The organism is Mycobacterium sp. PO1, assembly GCF_017312405.1.
GTDB lineage: Bacteria > Actinomycetota > Actinomycetes > Mycobacteriales > Mycobacteriaceae > Mycobacterium.
In genome coordinates this window covers 96,928-114,720 of record NZ_BLTG01000007.1, presented here as the reverse complement: position 1 = coordinate 114,720, position 17,793 = coordinate 96,928, and the positions used below count along the sequence as shown (strand labels likewise).

The 17,793-nt window shown below is 70.6% G+C and carries 15 protein-coding genes and 1 pseudogene; 2 read left to right on the top strand and 14 right to left on the bottom strand.

Annotation, left to right across the window (positions count from 1 at the left end):
• Nucleotides 1-87: 87 nt before the first annotated feature.
• Entirely contained in the window at nt 88-558 is a 471-nt protein-coding gene (locus J3476_RS02645) for a helix-turn-helix transcriptional regulator (protein ID WP_286182525.1), read from the bottom strand.
• A 2-nt stretch (nt 559-560) separates the two neighbouring features.
• Here J3476_RS02645 and J3476_RS02640 point away from each other — a divergent pair.
• Nucleotides 561-860: pseudogene (locus J3476_RS02640) on the top strand (alpha/beta fold hydrolase); the annotation flags it as partial.
• Here the strand turns inward: J3476_RS02640 and eccE are convergent.
• The 12 genes from eccE to J3476_RS02580 form a co-directional block, all read right to left on the bottom strand.
• Nucleotides 847-1,770, bottom strand: a complete 924-nt coding sequence (eccE, locus tag J3476_RS02635; protein WP_207064998.1) for a type VII secretion protein EccE — start codon at nt 1,768-1,770, stop codon at nt 847-849. The pseudogene J3476_RS02640 and the gene eccE sit on opposite strands and share 14 nt — an antisense overlap.
• Entirely contained in the window at nt 1,767-3,155 is a 1,389-nt protein-coding gene (gene mycP, locus J3476_RS02630) for a type VII secretion-associated serine protease mycosin (RefSeq protein ID WP_207064997.1), read from the bottom strand. Before mycP ends, eccE begins: the two co-directional genes overlap by 4 nt.
• Nucleotides 3,156-3,158: 3 nt before the next feature.
• Nucleotides 3,159-4,547 carry a type VII secretion integral membrane protein EccD gene (gene eccD / locus J3476_RS02625; protein WP_207065026.1) on the bottom strand — a complete coding sequence of 463 codons (1,389 nt, stop codon included), beginning with the start codon at nt 4,545-4,547 and terminating at the stop codon, nt 3,159-3,161.
• Between the two features lie 50 nt (nt 4,548-4,597).
• Nucleotides 4,598-5,467, bottom strand: a complete 870-nt coding sequence (locus tag J3476_RS02620; protein ID WP_207064996.1) for an ESX secretion-associated protein EspG — start codon at nt 5,465-5,467, stop codon at nt 4,598-4,600.
• Nucleotides 5,468-5,476: 9 nt separating this feature from the next.
• Nucleotides 5,477-5,764 (bottom strand): WXG100 family type VII secretion target, encoded by a 288-nt coding sequence (locus J3476_RS02615; protein ID WP_207064995.1) that lies wholly within the window; start codon nt 5,762-5,764, stop codon nt 5,477-5,479.
• 36 nt (nt 5,765-5,800) lie between these two features.
• A complete protein-coding gene (gene esxG, locus J3476_RS02610) occupies nt 5,801-6,094 on the bottom strand; it encodes a type VII secretion system protein EsxG (protein WP_163672732.1) in 294 nt (97 codons plus the stop codon).
• The gene (locus tag J3476_RS02605; RefSeq protein WP_207064994.1) at nt 6,091-7,665 is read right to left on the bottom strand and encodes a PPE family protein; all 1,575 of its coding nucleotides are present in this window, start codon (nt 7,663-7,665) and stop codon (nt 6,091-6,093) included. Before J3476_RS02605 ends, esxG begins: the two co-directional genes overlap by 4 nt.
• A gap of 5 nt (nt 7,666-7,670) precedes the next feature.
• The gene (locus J3476_RS02600) at nt 7,671-7,979 is read right to left on the bottom strand and encodes a PE family protein (RefSeq protein WP_207064993.1); all 309 of its coding nucleotides are present in this window, start codon (nt 7,977-7,979) and stop codon (nt 7,671-7,673) included.
• The gene (gene eccCa, locus J3476_RS02595; protein WP_207064992.1) at nt 7,976-11,944 is read right to left on the bottom strand and encodes a type VII secretion protein EccCa; all 3,969 of its coding nucleotides are present in this window, start codon (nt 11,942-11,944) and stop codon (nt 7,976-7,978) included. The genes J3476_RS02600 and eccCa overlap by 4 nt, the downstream gene beginning before the upstream one ends.
• Nucleotides 11,941-13,494 (bottom strand): type VII secretion protein EccB, encoded by a 1,554-nt coding sequence (gene eccB, locus J3476_RS02590; RefSeq protein ID WP_207064991.1) that lies wholly within the window; start codon nt 13,492-13,494, stop codon nt 11,941-11,943. Before eccB ends, eccCa begins: the two co-directional genes overlap by 4 nt.
• Entirely contained in the window at nt 13,491-15,353 is a 1,863-nt protein-coding gene (gene eccA / locus J3476_RS02585; RefSeq protein WP_207064990.1) for a type VII secretion AAA-ATPase EccA, read from the bottom strand. Before eccA ends, eccB begins: the two co-directional genes overlap by 4 nt.
• A 172-nt stretch (nt 15,354-15,525) precedes the next feature.
• The gene (locus tag J3476_RS02580; protein ID WP_373889013.1) at nt 15,526-16,413 is read right to left on the bottom strand and encodes an oxygenase MpaB family protein; all 888 of its coding nucleotides are present in this window, start codon (nt 16,411-16,413) and stop codon (nt 15,526-15,528) included.
• Between the two features lie 94 nt (nt 16,414-16,507).
• Between J3476_RS02580 and J3476_RS02575 the strand changes: the two genes are divergently transcribed.
• A complete protein-coding gene (locus J3476_RS02575; RefSeq protein ID WP_207064989.1) occupies nt 16,508-17,131 on the top strand; it encodes a TetR/AcrR family transcriptional regulator in 624 nt (207 codons plus the stop codon).
• Here J3476_RS02575 and J3476_RS02570 read toward each other — a convergent pair.
• Nucleotides 17,128-17,703 carry a VOC family protein gene (locus J3476_RS02570; RefSeq protein WP_207064988.1) on the bottom strand — a complete coding sequence of 192 codons (576 nt, stop codon included), beginning with the start codon at nt 17,701-17,703 and terminating at the stop codon, nt 17,128-17,130. The genes J3476_RS02575 and J3476_RS02570 overlap by 4 nt on opposite strands.
• Nucleotides 17,704-17,793 lie beyond the last annotated feature (90 nt).

Below are 17,793 nucleotides of genomic sequence, written 5' to 3'. Positions count from 1 at the left end.
ACGGCCCGGTCGCCCACCGTCACCCGCAGCGATCCGTCAACGAACGTGAATCCTCTGCGAATCCCGAGCCGATTTTTCGCAGAGGGTTCACCCTCGGCGACCGTCCGACGCCGCCGCGTCCCGGCCACGATCGTCCGACGCCGCCGACGACCGGCGGAACTCGCTCGGGTTGACCCGGCGAACCCGTTTGAACGCGGCGCTGAACCCGAACGGGTCGGAGTATCCGACCGCTGCGGCGACGTCGGCGACGGTCGAACTGGGCTGCTCGACGAGCAGATCAGCCGCCAACGTCATCCGCCAGCGGGTCAGATAGGTCAGCGGCGGCTCACCGACCAGCGTCGTGAACCGCTTGGCCAGCGTCGCGCGCGACACCCCGACGCGGTCGGCCAGCGTGGCGACGGTCCACGGGGCCGCCGGCTCGGCGTGCAGCAACTGCAGTGCGCGGCCGACGACAGAATCGCGCTGGGCGGCCCACCACGCCGGCGGGTGACCACCGGGCCGGTCGAACCATTCGCGCAGCGTGCATACCATCATCCAGTCCAGCAACCGGTCCAGCACGACCTGTTGACAAGGTGGTCGCGTTGCGCGACCGGCTCGCCGGCACCGACTCAGCGCTGGTCGACGCGGCGACGATGTACTCCTCACCGCTGAACTACCGCCCGATACCCGCCAAGGACCGGCGGCTGATCATCGCCGGTCTGGGTGACCGGCTCGCACCGCCCGAGCAGGCCGAGATGCTCTGGAAACACTGGGATCACTGCGCGTTCCACTGGTTCCCCGGCAACCACGTGCTGCATGTGAGCCAGCCGGACTACCTGCGCCGGATGACGCGATTCCTCGCCGAGTTCATGTTCGACTGAGCTGGGCGCCCGCCGGCCAGCCCAGCGTCGAGAGGGTGTGCGCCGAGACCCTGACCGGGCGGCCGGGCAGACTGCGATCGGAGGCCGGCGACAACGCTGCGATCACGACGCCGTGCAGCCCGTTCTCCGCGGTCAGTCCGCTCATCGGCGCTTGTGCGGCCGGCTGATCGGTGGTGCGCAGGACGCACGCCGCCACGAGCGCGGGATCGGCTCTGCTGCCGCTGAACTCCAGGACCGTCCACGTCTCGGCCGCCCCGAGCGACCAGACGGCCTGCAGCGTGTCGGTCAGCGCCTCGTCGACGGTGATCCGATAGGCCGCTAAATGTCCCCGCTCGTCGGCGATGGCGCGCCACGTCTCTTTCGCCTGTGCGGCGGTGACGGGTTGGACGGTGTCGGCGGTGCTGACCTCGAATCCCGACTCCCGTAGATGGTCGGCGAGTCTGCGCGCGGCGACCTCGGCCGTGTCCTGCAGCGGGATTCGCGATGAGCGCGCCGACAACGCGGCGACGTTGTCTGCGGCGCCGAGGGTCAGCCCCACCCAGGTGATGCGCACGCCGTCGCGGTCGCGCGCGGTGACGCGGACCTTGTCGAAGCGCAGGCCGTACCGATCGAGGTAGCCGGCGATCAGGTCGATCGGCAGATGCTGGTGCTCGCGCTCGGCGACCTCGAGGGTCACCGTGGTGTACTCCGAGGAATGATGGGTGCCCTCGGCGCGTCCACCGCGGCGGCGCCACATCGCGACGCGGCGCGCGATCAGCGTCGTCGCGAAATTCCCTCGCCACCAGGCGAACACGATGATGACGACTCCGACCGCGATCCCGAGGAGCCAGCGGTCACCGACCGAATCCCACGGGTAGGCCATCGCGGCGGGGATCCCCACCAGCAGCGCAAGACTGAGCCGGACGATCATGGCGTCGTGTCCTTCCGTTTTCTGTTCATCACGACGGTGACGATCACCAGCAGCGCGAGCACGCCCGCTCCGGTGAAGGCGATGATTCGTGGGGTGGGGTCGGGCGGTGGCGGTGGTAGCGGCGCCGCGATCTCCCGGACTGCCGCGGGATCGGTGTCCGCAGCGGCGGGCACATTCCAGGTCAGCGCTGCGACAGGATCGATGCTGCCCGCTCCGACCAGATTGGACGGGGCGCGGGCGGCCCCGTGCGCGGTGGCCGTGATCCGGTCGATGACCTGCCGGGCGCTCAGATCGGGAAATCGGCTGCGCACCAACGCCGCGACACCGGAGGCGTACGCGGCGGCGTAGCCCGTGCCGCTGATCGGCGCCAGCCCCTTCTGATTGTCCGGCATACCGTTGGCCAGCCCGCCGCCTTCGGCGTTGCTGACCGAGGTGATGCCCTCACCGGGTGCCGCGACCCCAACCCAGGGTCCGGCCATCGTGAACGGCGTGGCCTGTCCGCCCGGTCCCACGGCGCCCACCGAGAGCACGTAGGGCTGCCACCACGACGGCACCGACAGCGTCGTGACGCTGTCCCAGTTCCGGGGGTCGCCCGGCCGCGCGGCGTCGCCGAGCGGATTGCTGTCACACGCTGCGCCAGTGGACATTCCGCGTGAGGTGTCACCGGCGGCTGCCACGATCACCGCGTCCTTGTCGACGGCGGCGTAGCGCAGCGCGGCACCCAGCGCGCTCTGATCGACGTCGGCGCCGGCCGGGATACACGTCGCGACCGAGATGGTGATGACCCGTGCCCCCTGGTCCGCGGCGCGCACCACCGCGCGCGCCAGCGTGTCGACCGCCACCACCGCCTGCGCGAGCGCGGGATCGTCGCCGAGACTCCGCGGCGCGTAGTGCGCCGAGCTCTGCCGGATGGACAGCAGGCGCGCGCCGGGCGCGACACCCGCGAATCCGTCGGGACCGGGCCGGCCCGCGATCAGGCCCGCGACGAGGGTGCCGTGCCCGTCGCAGTCGGTCAGGCCGTCGGTGTCGGCGACGAAGTCACCACCCGCCTCGACGACGGGCAGCCGCGGCCCGGGGGTGACGCCGGTGTCGAGGACCGCGACCAGCTGTCCGTCACCGCGGCTGTGTTGCCACGCCTCGGGCAGGCCCAACGACGCCTGACTCGCGGTGACCGCACCGGGGTCGGTACCGGGCAGCACGCCGGTGGCTGTGCAGTCACTGCGCTGGGCCATCGGTTCGACCGGGCCCGCGCTACCCGCCGGCGGGGTGGCCTGCGGGTCGACCTGCGGCGGCGCAACCGCCCCGGCGGGTACGCCGCCGACCGCGAGCAGCGCCAAGGCGGCCGCAACCACGCCTACCCGGGTGGGTGCTGAGAGGGCGTTCATCGCTCAGAACCCGTTGAGCGCCCAGGTGAACAGCCCCACCAGGTAGGCCATCACCGGGATCACCGAGGCGTCGAGAGCGGACGCGAGGAAACCGAGCAGACGGCGCATCGGCAGCGAATAGGTTGCCGGTTCGGCGATACCGGGGTTCAGCGCGACCACCACCCAGGCCACCGCCAGGTCCACCAGGACCGCCAGCGACCACCACATCGCGGTGTACTCCCCGGCGGCGGTGAACCCCACCACCAGCGCGGTGGTGATCAGGTAGGGGTGGCCGAGCAGCCACGCCTTGCACGGCGCAGAGTCCCATACCCGGGCCCGCAGTGCGGCGGCCCCGGCGCTGGCCACCACGAGGTACCACGCCCACGGTGACACCGCGCCCTCTCCGGTGACGGCCGGCCACAGCACCGCCAGCGAACCCGTCACGGCCAGCAGCACGCCGGCGGCGATGAACCCTGTCTGGTGGGAGTCACCGACCCGGATGCGGCGGGGCAGGTCTTCGAGCACCCGCAGCGGCAGCGCCGACGGCGTGGGGTCTCCGGGAGCGGGGATGACGGGGACCGGCAGCCGGGCGCACATCGCGGACAGTTGCGCGGCCTGCACGGTGATCACCAGCGCGATCAGGATCAGCCCGCACCCCACGGCCACCGGCGACAGCGTCCACAGCGATACCGCCGCGGCCGCCGCGGCCACCGTCAGCGCCGTCGCGGCGGCGGCGGTGAACACGGCGATGGCGCGTTGTCCCACGGTGATGCTGATGACCGACCACGCCGCCACCCCGGCGGCGGCGAGCAACACCTGCGCGGCGCCGAAGTCACCCGGCACCGCCAGCGCGAACGCAGCGGCGATCGGGGGCAGCGCGGCCACGGACAGGGCGGTCGCCAACCGCGGTGAGCCGGTTCTGCTCAACAACGTGCCGAGCACCGCGACCACCGCGACCGCGCTGACGGCGAACACACCGTAGGCCGTTCCGGTGACGACCCGGTGCACGATCGAGACACCCGTGGCGACGACGATCAGCGCGATGACCGCCAGCGCCGCGGCACGCCTGATGTGGTCCACCCCCCACGGCCGTTCCCGCGCCGCCGAGAAGATCATCGCGGCGTCGGCGATGTCCTCGACCAGCCGAGGTGCGGACGGGCCGGGTGGAACCGGCTGCAGCGCAAGGAGGTCGCCGTCGACCACACCGACCGTGTTCAGCGTCGCGTCGCGGCTGAACGGGGCGCCGCCGATCGGGGCCAGGCTCAGTTGCTGGGCCACCGTGTCGGTGGTGTCGTCGTTCGGCGACACGAGGCGCTGCACCGCCGGGATGATCTCGCGCAGCGGCAGGTCGGCGGGCAGAGCGACCTCGGTGATCCGGCCACTGCCGAACACCGCGATCCGCACGATCGGCATCCTCATGCTCTCGGGCGACGCGGTCGACAGCGTCGAGCCGTTGGTTCCGTCTACGACCGGGTTTGACATTGCTCTTCTCTTTCACGGATGGGGACGTCGAAGTCTCGGGTGCCACCGCGGCGGGGAAACCAGGGGCCGTCGGGCAATTCGGCGTTCAGGCGTTCCACGGCGGCGGCGACCGCGGCGGGGTGGCCGGCGGCGAAGGTGGACACCCACTGGCCGTCGAATGCTCTGGTCGGGCTGACCAGCACCCGGCCGACCGTGGTGTCGACGACGCTGACGCCGACGTCGGTGGTGACGCGGTGACCGTCGCGGTGCTGGCCGGCCACGATCTCGACGTAGCTGCGGTCCCCGTCGAACGCGGCCACCACCACGGGACGCGCGGACGCGGGTATACCGAGGTAGTCGAGCATGTCGTGCACCGAGGCGCCGTTGCGGATCCGCTCGTCGGCCTTGGCGCCGGTGTGCGCAGGCAACGAGAACTCCTCGAAACGCGCGGGCCGCTGATCGGACAGTCCGACCGTCAGCACCGGCACCAGCGCCTCGGGGTGGTCGATCTCCATCGCCGTGAACGTGACCAGTGCTGCGCTGCGCAACGCGACCACCGTGCCCGCCCCGCCGCGGGCCACGAAGCCGCGCAACATCTCGCCGCGGCCGGCGACGAATCGGAGCTCGAGCCACCGCGCGGGCCGGCACACCAACCGGATCCATTGCGCGACTGAAGGATCGACGTACCCGTCGGCGTTCATCACGCCCAGCCGGGTGAGCTCCGAGATACGGTCGCGCTCGAAGTGCGCCCGCTGCGCCTCGTCGCCGTAGGGCGGGGTGATGGCCAGCACCCACGGAAACGTCCCGGCGCCGAGCTTCTCGGCGAGGAACCAGGCCGACTCCGCGGTCAGCTCGACAGCATTAGCTCGCACGGAAGCCGATCAGCCCCACTTGGCGCCTTCGGCCTGGTCACGGGCGGCCATCGACGTGGTGTTCATCTCGTGGGTGCCGGCCATCGCCCGGTAGGCGCGGACCAGCTCCTCGAGCGCGGTGTTCCATTGCGCCTGCCAGGCCTGATATGTCATGCCGGTGTCACCCTGCCAGGCACCCCGCAGCGCGGCCTGCTCGGCGGCCACCTCGGCGCCGACAGCGTGCAACGCGCCCGCGTAGCTGGACATCTCACCGGCGTGCGAGAGCATCGCCGGGTAGTTGTACATGATCTGTGACATCGAAAGTCCTTAGTAGATGGTCGGGTTGGGACCGGATCAGATGCCGGTGTAGGTGCTGGCGGCGGCGGCGTCCTCGGCGACGTAGGAGGCGGCAGCGTCACCGACGTTGGCCTGCGCGAGGTCGAGCAGCGCGTTGATCTTCGCCGAGACCTCGACGAAGCGCGCATGGGCGGCCTGGAAGGCCGCTGACGACTCGCCCATGTGGAACGCCTGCGCGGACTGCGCGGCCTGTTCCGCCTGGGCGATGGTGCTGCGCATCAGGGCTGCCTTGGCGCCGAACGCGCTCTCCGAGGCGACCAGCTGCGGGATATGAGCATCGAGAAGGCTCATGGGTTTTCCTCTCTGTGGTGGTTGTCGTCTGCGTCTGTGGGGGTGTCGGGGTCCCAGCTGCCCGGCAGCATCGGACTCTTGGGCCCGCCGCCGAACGAGTCTCCGGCCAGCGTGGTCAAACCGCCCGCCTGCTCGGTGCCTGTGCTGACGGTGCCGGAGAACCCCATCGGTCCGGCCCCGCGGGCCGAGGCGCTCACACCCGGCTCTGGCGCGGTCGGGTCGGCGTCCGGTTCGTCCTCGTAGTCCATGACGGCGTCGGCGTAGCCGCGCCCTTTGATGTCTTCTTTCTGCCTGCGGCGCCGTCGACGTCGTTCGGCGGCCGAGGCGGCGATGCCCGATGCGGCTGCGGGGATCGTCGCCGAAGGAGCCTTCGCCCCGGTGGAGTCACGGACGGTGGGTGACAGTCCGCCGTCGGGGTCGCGGCCCACCACCGCATACGGCGCCAGGGGGGCTGCGGCCGAGGCCGGTGCCGCCGCGCCGGGGGCCGATCCGGCGGAGACGGTGTTGACCGCGGGCGCAGCGCTTCCCGGCGCGGGCGTCGAGAGCGGGGCGGCCGGCAGGCCCTGGTCGCTGCGCGTCGGTGACTGCCCTTGGGCGGCCGGCGCGGTCTCCTCAACGGGTTCCTCGGCCGGAGGCTGTTCGGGCAGCCGGTCGAGCAGGTAGGCGCCGATCCCCAGCACGATGCCCAGCGCCGCGCCCACCAGCGGGGCCAGCAGCAGCGACGGGTACAGGATCGAGGCGCCGATCCAGGAAACCGCCTGGTAGGCCACCGCGAACAGGAACGGCCCCCACGTGATCAGTGCCTGCGCCGGGTTGGTGAGGAAGTCGGTGATCAGCTGGATCGTGTTGCCGATCGGGTTGCGCAGGAAGTCGATGATGGGCTCGAACAGGAACCGCAGGATCTCGCCGTAGAACCGGATCAGGTCGGCGATGATGTCGCCGAGATCGAAGGAGCTGCCTGCTTCGGCCGCCTGCAGCTGAGCGGCGGCGGCCATCGTGTCCGCGGCGGCGCGCCCGGCTTCGCCGACCCCCGGCATCAGGATGAACGGCGCCGGGGTGGACGTCGGAGTCGCGGCGACGGCCGCGCCCGAGACCGCCTGGTAGGTACCCATGGTGGTGGCGGCCTGGATCCACATCCGCACGTAGTCGGCTTCGTTGAGCGCGATCGGGATGGTGTTGATGCCAAGGAAGTTGGTGGCCACCAGCACCGCGTGGGTGGTGTGGTTGAGGGCGAGCTCCGGCAGGGTGGGCATCGCCGCCAGCGCGCTCGAGTAGGCCGCGGCCGCGGTCTCGTGCTGCGCCGCGGTCGCCGTGCTGACGGCGCTCTGCTGAGTCAGCCAAGCCAGGTAGGGGGCGTGCGCCGCGACGTACTGTTCGGCGCTGGGCCCCTCCCACGCTCCGGCCTGCACGTCGGCCAGGATGGCGGTCAGTTCGGCTGCTGCGGTCGCATATTCGGCGCTCAGCGAGTGCCACGTGCCTGCGGCTGCCAGCAGAGGCCCCGGACCGGGGCCGCTGCTCAGCGACGCCGAGTGCACCTCGGGTGGCAACGCCATCCAGACGGGGGCCGTCATACCGCTCAGCCTCGGGCGATCAGGTAGGCGGTGGCGCCCATCGCGTCACCGCTGGCGTAGCTGGCGGCGGACTCGCCGACCCCGACACCGGAGCGGCCGAGTTCTTCGACGCCCTGGGCCGCCACCGTCTGGTGTTCGGCCGCAGCGGCGCTGAACGCCGCGGCGGTCTGCAGGGACACCGGGTCGACCGCCGGCGGAACGACGGCGCCGACGACCGGCGCGGCGGCGGCCTGGGCGGCGGCCATGCGCGCGGTGAGTGCCTCCACCGCCGCGCTGGCGGCGGTGAGCCCTTCGGGGACGACACGCAGGGTCATCGGTGGTTCTCCTCTCCGCCGCGGTGGGCGATGGCGGCTTCAGCCAACGGGTTGACGAGTTGAACGAAGCTCGGGGTGTCGGTGGCGTCGAGCAGCATGCCCCGCCCGACCGGCAGCCGGCTGAACCGGTGCCCGCGGATCTTGCCGCTGTCCTGCGGGTTACCCGACAGCATCAGCAGGGTCGCCTGCAGGTCGTTGAGCCGACGCAGCAGCGGTGCCGTCATCACCGCATGCGCCGAGCCTGCCGCCCGGGCGGTGACGATCACCCGCAACCCCAGATCGGAAGCCTGCGAGAGCAATCCGAGCAGCGGGGTCCACGGACGCTGTCCCGCGAACGGGCCGCTGGTGGCGGGGCCGTCGGGGATCTGGTCGACGTCGTCGATGATCAGGTAGTGGGTGTGGCTGTCGCGGGCCACGGTGCGGTAGTCCCAGCGGCTGAGCTCCTGCGGGCTCAGGCCGGCGGGTGGGCGGCGCTGCTCGATCAGCGCGGACAGGCCCAGCATCGCCGGCAGGATCCGGTCGATGTTCGGGGTGTACTCGTTGTCCGGGAACAGCGGCTCGTCGACCAGGTGCAGCCGGCGGTCGAGCACCGTGAACGCCACCTGGTCCGGGCGCGAGTTCTCCCGGATGGTCCGGATCAGGTGCCGCAGCAGCGTCGTCTTACCGGTCTTGGCGTCGCCGAACACCATCATCAGCGGGTTGTCGGTGAAGTCGACGCCGACCGGCGCCAGGTCGGTCTCGCGCTGCCCGATGACCACCCGCTCCGCTGCCGGGTACAGCGGGCCCAGCCGATCGGGTGACAGGTTGGTCGGCAGCAGCCGCACCGGCGGCGCGCTGCGGTCGGGGTGCCGGGCGTTGAGCGCGGGAATCGATTCCAGGGAGGGGCGGGCGAACAGGAAATGCTCCGCCGCCATGGTCAGGCCGCGGCCGGGCTGGTCGACCGGCACCGCCTCGGCGGGGCGGCGCAGCGCTCCGGTGACCCGCACGTTGCTGTCGCGGGGGTCGTGCAGCCGCAGTTCCAGGCGCAGCCCGAGCCCGTCGCGCATCCCCAGCGGCACCTCGAGCCAGTTCGGGGTCGTGATCACGACGTGGATGCCGTAGGCCATGCCGGTGTTCACCAGCTCGGTCACCTTGGCCAGCAGTGGGTTACGGGTGTTGAACGTGTCGGTGTTGTCCCGGCTGAACGCGTACAGGTTGTCGATGAGCAGGAACACCTCGCCGTAGCCGTCGCGGTAGTCGCCGCCGTTGGCCCCGCCGGCCTGCTGGCGGGCGCGCAGCAACTGGTCGAGTTCGCCGAAGGTGCGGCGGATCTTCTCCGACTCCAGCGGGGAGGCCACCCCACCGACGTGTGCGAGGCCGTCCAGAGCCCGCAGCTGCCCGCCGCCGTAGTCCAGACAGTAGAACGTCACGTCACCCGGCGCGTGCAGGGCAGCCGCGGAGAGCACGAACGTCTGCAGGGCGGTGGACTTGCCCGACTTCGGGCCACCGTGGATCACCAGGTTCGACGAGGCCGAGGTGGCATCGAAAACCAGTGTGTCGCGCCGCATGTCGAAGGGGCGGTCGATCTCGCCGAGCGGCCAACGCCACTGCCCGGCCGCGATTCCCGAGCGGGTCAGTACGTCGTCGAGCGCGATCGGCTCGTCCAGTGGCGGCAGCCACAATTGCGGTGCGCGCGGTCCGTAGTGGGCCAGCTGGTCGCCGATGGTGGCGATCAGCTTGCGCGGCGGCAGCACCTCGACGTCGGCGCCGTCGTCGACGATGACGGTGTCCGGTTCCGGGTCCACCCAGCCGGCGGGGAACGCCTGCGGCTTGGGGATGGCGTGCACGACGATCGACCGGTCCACGCGTGGCGGCTCGTAGATGCCGTCGACGTAGGTGCTGCGGAACTTGACCGGCAGTGCGCCCGGCGCCGGGACGAGGAACCCCACGCCTTTGTGCTCCCGGCCCGACTCGATGTGGTACGCGTCCTCCACCCCGATGATCTGCCGGGACACGCTGGGGCTGGCCACTTTCAGACCGATCCGGTAGGACGTGTTCTTGTCGATGTCCTTGATCCGGCCCACGTCGAGCGTCTGGGACGCGAAGAGCAGGTGGATGCGGAACGAGCGGCCCTTGCGGGCGACATAGTCGAACAGGTCGGCGTACTCGGGATGATCGGCGAGCATGAGGGTGAACTCGTCGGCCACCACGAACAGCGTCGGGATGGGTGGCAGGTCGTGTCCCTCGGCCACGGCGTTCTCGTATTCGGTGACCGAGTTGAACGCGCTGCCCTGCACCCGGCGGCCGGCCTCTTTGAGCAGCTGCTCGCGCCGGGCGACCTCGCCGCGCAGGGTGTCGGCGAACCGGTCTGCCAGCGAACGCTTCTCGGCCATGTTGGAGATGACGGCGACGACCTGCGGGAAGTTGCGGAAGATGTCCGCCCCGGCCTCACCCTTGAAGTCGGCGTAGATGACGATGAGCCGGTCGGCCGGGTGGGTGGTCAGCAACGACAGCAGGATCGCCATCAGGGTCTGGGACTTGCCCGAGCCGGTCATCCCGATCATCAACCCGTGGGGACCCATTCCGCCCTCGGCTTCGTCCTTGAGGTCGAAGTACAGCGGTTCGCCGGTGGCGGTGACGCCGATCGGCACCCGCAGCTCGTCGTCGCGGTTGCGGGGGGCCCACAGCGCGGCCACGTCCAGCGCCGAGGCGTCCGGGATGCCGAGCAACGTGGTGAAGGCCGCTCCACCGGTGGCGGCCGAGCGGCCGTGGCTGGGATTGGAATCCCAGCGCGAGAGCCGGCGGGCGAGGTGCCCCGCGTCGGCCGCGTCGAGCCGGTCGGCAGTGTCGATGTAGGGGGCCCAGCCGCCGGTCTGCCACCGCTGGATCCGGCCGTCGGAGATCCGCAGGATGGGCCGCTCGGGATCCGGGTACTGCTCGCGGTGCGGTTCGGCGACGGTCCGATGGATGACCGTGACGCCGGCGGGATCGACTCCCCCGGTCAGCTCGTCGGGGTCGGCGTCGGGGTCGTCGAGCACGAGCAGCAGGTGCTTGACGTTTTCGCTGCCGTCACCGGTGAACGGTCCCCGATCGGCGAGGGCGGGGGCCAGCAGCCGGCGCAGCGCAGTGGCGTCGGCCGTCAGATAACGCGCGGGACCGACCCCGTCGACCTGGCCGGGCACATCGACATGGGGCAACCACTTCAGCCACGACCAGTCGTCGTCGTCCAATGTCGGCCCTGCGTAGCCGATTCCGAGCACCGAGGGGTCGTGCCAGGTCATCGCCTGGGCCAGCCAGGCGCGCACAGCACCATCGACCTCGTCGGCGTCGCCCACCACGGTGATCCGCGCGACCTTGGTCAGGTCGATACCGGCCGGAGCGTCATGCAGGGTCCGCTGGGTGTCGAGCAGGCCGCGCAACGTCGTGTGCGACACCGGTTCCAGGTCGATCTCCTCGGCGGTGTCCTTGACCCGCAGTGCCGCGTCGAGGGCCTGGTCGTGCAGGCCGGCGCGCAGCACCAGGAAGTCGCGGTCGCGGGGGTCGCGCTCCCACTGCCGGCGGGTGCCCGGCACACCGGCCAGTGCCACCGGGTCCGGATGTGACCACTCCAGGCCGGCGCGTTGTTCGTCGGCGTGGGCGCGGACGTTGTCGCGGATCACCGACAGGTAGCGCAGGTAGTCGGCGCGTTCGGCATCGACCTCTTCGGTGCGGAGCTTGTTGTCCGAGCCCCGGTACAGCGCGGTCGCGGCCAGGAGCAGCACGAACGGGAAGAACAGGGTTGTCGGCGAGATCAACCTCAGACCGGTGGCGACCAGTGCGACGATCATCCCGACGATCAGGATGACGATCAGGTACGGCAGGACGCGGCGCAGCAGTGACGGCGGCACCACCCGGGGCAGCTCCGGCGGCGGCTCGATGGTGATGGTGCCTTGACGGGTCGCCGGCGGCTGGATCCGCTTGCGGTGCTCGAAGATCAGCCTGCTCATGGGTTTTCCATACTCGTGAGGTTCTCCAACCGGGCCGGCGCCGCGGCGGGAGCCAGCGTGTCGTGCGCCAGGAGCGCGTCGGCGCGTGACAGCGTCGGACCGGCGGCGAACTGGGACAGCACCGACCACGGGATCGGCAGCGGAGCCGAGGTCAAGCCGAGCGCCTCGACGGAGTCGAATCCGGCTTCACCGGAGCCGCTCTGGCCGGTGTCGATGCCGTAGCGCACGCCGGTGTCGCTGACCCAGAACAGCGATCCGCGACTGTCGACGAAGTATCCGGTGCCCGGGGTCAGGGCTACGCGGGTGGCCGGTCCACCCGGGCCGCCCGAACTCACCAGATCGACGGTATGCAGTCCGGCCGGGGCGGGAAGCGTGGAGCCGGACAGCAAGGTCAACGAGTTCTCCTGCGCACCCTCCGGTTTCGCCCAGACGACGCAGGTGACGGGGTCGGCGGTGGGGTCGACGAGGTCGAGCGGCTGCGCCGGATACACCGAGGTGTCGATGCCGTCGGCGACCGGGACCCGCGCCACCTCGTCGGCACCGATCCGCGGGGGCGCGGCGAAACCGTAAGAGTTGGTGTTGCGCAGGATCGAGGCCAGCACCACCGGGATGGGCTGCAGACCGTCGGGCAGCACCACGTAATGGCGCAACGTGTTGTCCGCCTCGTAGGCCACCAGGACCGTCCCGACCGGCGCATCGACCGGCAGCGGCACCTGTGCGGGTGTGCCGGCTCCCGGGATCAGCGGTGAGACCAGCGCCGGCCCTTCGGGTATCGCGTTGAACAGGCCGTCGGCGATCGGCTGTGGCCCTCGCCCGGCGATCTCGGCGCCGATGCCGAGGCCGTCGACCACGGCACGGTCGGCGAGGTCGACCGCGCTGCGGCGACCGTTCCACAGCAGCCACGTGATGTCGCCGTTCTCGGCCAGCACGGCCTGATCGGCGGGCAGGGCGCCGGCGCGCTCGCCGTCGGTGGCGGGCGGCCCGGCGATGACCGTGACCCCGGCCTGGGATCCGGTCGCCGCGTCGCAGACCGTCCAGAAGGCGTCGCGGGTCTGGTTGGCCACCATGCGTTCCGGGGCACCGGGGATGCCGAGCATGTTGCCGCGGGGGAACTGGTCGAGCTCGCTGCTCTTCACCAGCGCCGGGTTGTCCGGCCGGCCGGTGATGAGCCGCGCGGAGGCCAGGTTCAGGACCGGGTGCAGCTGTTCGCCGAGACGCACGTACAGCGCTGCGGTGTCCCGGTCGGCGAGGATCGCGTCGTCGCCCGCCGACCCCGAGGGCCGGATCAGCGAGAACAGGAAGCAGCCGACGATGCCGGTGACGAGAACCAGCGCGCCGACGAGCACGGCCCGCGACTGGGTGCGGAGCGGGTCGACCAGCATTCTCGTGTCGTGCAGCGCGACACCGGAGGCGATGCGGCGCATGACGAATCGCCACCCGGTCACCTGATGCCGGGTCACGAACCCGCGGCGGTAGCTGACGCGGTCGGGGTTCTCGTTGGCCGGTGTCCGCGAGCTGAACGAACGCCGGTCCCCGTCGGGCGCGGTCACGACCGGCCCGGCTGTTGGTCGGGCACCGACAGACCGAGCCCGCGCAGCAGCGGTGCCGCCGAGTTGGCGACGTCGGCGGCGGTGATGGTCATCAGCTCGTCGTCGGTGAAGTCCCCGGCGTCGTCGGTGCGCGGCGTGTGGTCGAGGCGATACTCGCGCTCCTCCTCGGAACGCTCGACGAGGTTACGCACGAAACGCCCGTTGCCGGCGATGTCGAGGCTGCGTCGCTGCACGCCCGCGGCGTCGGGGGTGGAGGACTCCGCGAGGTGGGCGAAGAGCCGTTCCATGTCGGCGCGGGCGGCCTGGTCGAAGCGCGAGTCCCGCTTCTCGGCCATGCGAGTGGCGATTTCGGCGAGCTCCTTAGACGAGTAGGACGGGAAGTCGATGCTGCGGGTGAAGCGGGAGCGCAGACCCTCGTTGGTGTCGAGGAAGGTGTCGAGGTCTTTGCGGTAGCCGGCGACGATGACGACCAGACGGTCACGGTCGTTCTCCATCCGCGCGAGCAGCGTGTCGATGGCGACGAGTCCGAAGTCGTTCTTGGCCCCGGTGGACACGAGCGCGTAGGCCTCGTCGAGGAACAGCACACCGTCGAGCGCGCTGTCGATGATGGCGTTGGTCTTGGCCTCCGTCTCACCGATGTGCTGGCCGATCAGATCGGCGCGGTGCACCTCGCGGACGGTCTCCTTCTTCAACAGGCCCAGTCCGCAATAGATCTTGGCGACCACCCGCGCGATGGTGGTCTTGCCCGTTCCGGGCGGCCCGGCGAACACCAGGTGATTGGTGCGCTGGGCGACGGCCAGCCCCCGCTCCTGGCGCCGGATCGCCATCGCCACCGAGCTTTTCAGCCGGGCGACCTGGTATTTGACCTCCTCGAGGCCGATGAACTCGGCGAGCTCGGCCTCGGCCTCCACCAGCAGGTGCGCCTTGCGGTCCTTGGCCCCGGGGTCGACGAAGTCCGATTCCCCGGGCTCGGTGCCGGGATCCCACGGATCGGTGCGCGCCTCGATGCGCGCCGCCGTGGTGGTCGCGAACCCGAATGTGGCGTCGGACAGGGCCTCTTCGATCTGCGCGTTCTCGGGATTCGCGGCGTAGAGCTCCTGCAGCAGCTCGCGTGCGTCGTCGTCCTCGCCCTGGGCGCGCAGGGCCAGCGCCTTGGCCAGCGCACCGTCGGTCGCGGCGACGGTCAGTGGGCCGTCGGGTTGTTCGAGGTGCGAAAGCGCGGGTGCGAACATGCCCAGCCGTGCCAGCGCGATGCCGAGGGTCACCCGGGCGGCGTGAGCGCTCGCGTCGTCGAGGGACCGGTCACCGACCATCGGCGTCAGCATCCGCACCACGTCGGACCAACGCTCGGCCCGGTAGTGGATCGCCGCGCGCACCCAGCGGGCCTGCAGCCACCCGGGCCGGTGTTCCAGCAGCTCACCGACCAGGCGCTCAGCAGTCCCGAAATCTGCTGCCTCGCAAAGGGACACCGCATAGGCAAGGGAGAAGTCCGCCGGGGCGGTGGCACGGAAACGCAGGTAGAGACCGGTGTCGTAGCCGAAGCCGAGCGCGCCGGGCGCCAGCTCGATCTGACGCTGCAGCGCGCCCGCGGTGGCCGATGTTTGCCAGATCTGCTCGACCACCTGCGGTGTCACGTCTCCGGCGGCGGCCAGGCCGGTCCATGCGTCGCACTGGTCGGCGGCGACGCGGGTCAGCGCGCCGAACCCGGATCGGGCAGCGGCCAGATCCGCCGGTCGCTGCCGGTCGTGCACCGACAACCCGAGCGCGCGACAGCAGGTCGCGAACCGGCTGATGACGTCGCGGTCTATCCGGTGCGGGTGACCGGCGACCGTCGCGACGGTGTCACTTCCAATGTCCATGCGTGTGTGATTCGCGGTGCCGGCTGACAGTCCCCCGGGCCCGCAGTCTCCCTCGTCGCGTACTTATGTATGGCTAAGCTAACTTTTGCTGAAGTTAGCATTGCATAAGCTCACTGTCGAGACTCACCGGGTAGCACCGCACGGTGAACCAGATCACCGGCGCGGTGCGGTGTCACACCAGCGGACGGCCCGTGCGGATGCGCCAGTCCAGGTCCTTGAGCAGCACGTTGAACGGGAATTCCCGCACGACTCGCGGCGAGATCCGGTTCACCGTACGCAGCACCGTCATCAGCCGGTCGAACCGGCGTTGCTGCTCGGGCCCCCAGCTCAGCCGCATCTCGTCGCGGAAACGCTGCGGCAGGAATCCGGTGGTGATGAGCAGGGCCAGCCCTTCGGTATGACGCCGGAGCGGGCCGGGCAGGGTGAGCCCCTGAAGACGCGAGAGTGCGATCGGATGGAGGAACTCCCGGACGGTGTCGTCGATGTGGACCTCGTCGAGGGACTTCTGCCAGTAGCGGTCGAACGCGGCGCGATCGGCGGGCCACATCGACTCGGGCACCTGCAACATCGTGGCCAGCGCGCGCCCCTGCAGGTACAGCCGGTCGGCGGTGTCCTCGTCAGGTTCTCCGCCGAAGATCCGGTGCACGTCGACGACGCCCTTGTACAGGCACGCGCCCACCCACAACTGCAGGTCCTTGTCGAAGGCGTGGTACTTCACCGGGCTTTCGTCGGTGGAGAACACCTGCGCGTGCGCCCCGTTGACCGCGCGCCGGAAGGCGGCCTTCTGCTCAGCCGTTCCGCTGGTGGACACCGCGAGATAGGTGAAGGTGGTGCGGGCGCGCTTGATCGGATGCCGGTCGATGCGGCCGCTTTCGACGCGGCTCTCCAGCACTCCGTAACCGACCCCGGGACGCGCCAGCTGCATGATCACATTCGCCGGTCCGGCCAGCAGGCCCAGCCCGAGCATGCCGTCGTCGGCTCCGCCCCGTCCTCCGCGGGCGGCGGCCTCGGGGCTGCCGGCAGGGGAATCGACCTGTCGAACAGGCTCGCTCACCGTCACTGGACACACTCCTCTCGGCGGTGCCGTCACCAAATGTGCGAACACGCGTTTCCTGATATTGCTCCCCCCGCGCGGCGGGTGTCAATATGGGGTGATGGCCCAGATTCGTCCGTACCGGGGAATCGAGGCCGGCCAGCGCATCGCCGAGCGCAGACGCCGGTTGTTGACTGCGGGCCTGGACCTGCTCGGCGCCGCGCCGACCCCCGGCGACCTCACGGTGCGCGCGATCTGTGCGCAGTCCGGTCTGGCGGCGCGCTACTTCTACGAGAACTTCACCGACAAGGACGCCTTCGTCAGCGCGGTGTTCGACTGGGTGGTCGCTGACATCGCGGCCACCACGCAGGCCGCGGTGGCCGCGGCACCGGCTCGCGAGCAGAGCCGGGCCGGCATGACCAACCTGGTGCGCACCATCTCCGACGACGCGCGGGTGGGCCGGCTGCTGTTCAGCGATCGCCTGGCCAACCCGGTGGTGGTGCGCAAGCGTGCGGAGTCCGGCGCGCTGTTCGCGCTGCTGTCCGGGCAGCATGCCGAGGCGGCGCTACACGTGACCGCCAACGAGCGGATCAAGGCGGCCAGTCACTTCGTCGTCGGCGGCGTGGCTCAGACCCTGAGCGCGTGGTTGGCCGGTGACCTCGATTTCACGCCCGAGCAGCTCGCCGACCAACTCGGCATGCTGATCGACCGGCTCGGCGACCCGGCACTCTACCGCGACGCTTAGGCGCGCGTCGGCGCCCGGCGATCGGCGGCGGTCTTCGGCTCGGTGGTGGTGTCGGCGTCGCCGAACTGCTTGGTCCAGCACGCGAACTCGAGGGTGATGCCGTCCGGGTCCAGGAAGTAGAAAGACCGCACGTACACCCCCGGATGGACGGTCGGTGAGACCTGGGCGGGACTTTCGTCGTGGTTGAGGATCGGGCCGACCCGGACTCCCTTGGCCTTGAGCCGCTGCCGGTACTCGTCGAACTTCTCGGCCGGGACATGGAAGGCCAGGTGGTTCATCGTGCTCACGGCGCTGACGATGTCGCCGATGCCGGGGATGGCCTCCGGTGAGGAGATACCGGGCACGCGGTCGGGGGCGTCGGCGAACCAGAAGAACGCCACGCAGTCACCGTTGCCGGCGTCGAAGAAGAAGTGCTGCCCCATGCCGCCGGGCAGGTCGAGGGACTTGATCAGCGGCATGCCCAGCACGTTGCTGTAGAAGTCCACCGTCTTCTGCATGTCCGAGCACACCAGCGCGACGTGGTTGATGCCGCCGAGGTCGAATTCGGTGTTGGTGTTGTGCGGCTTGATCACGCCGTCGCCTCCCCGTCCCGGGTCCCCGCGGGGTAGCCACCGCGGAAAACTGAATCTAACATCAGATTCAGTTGCCGATCAACGAGGAGC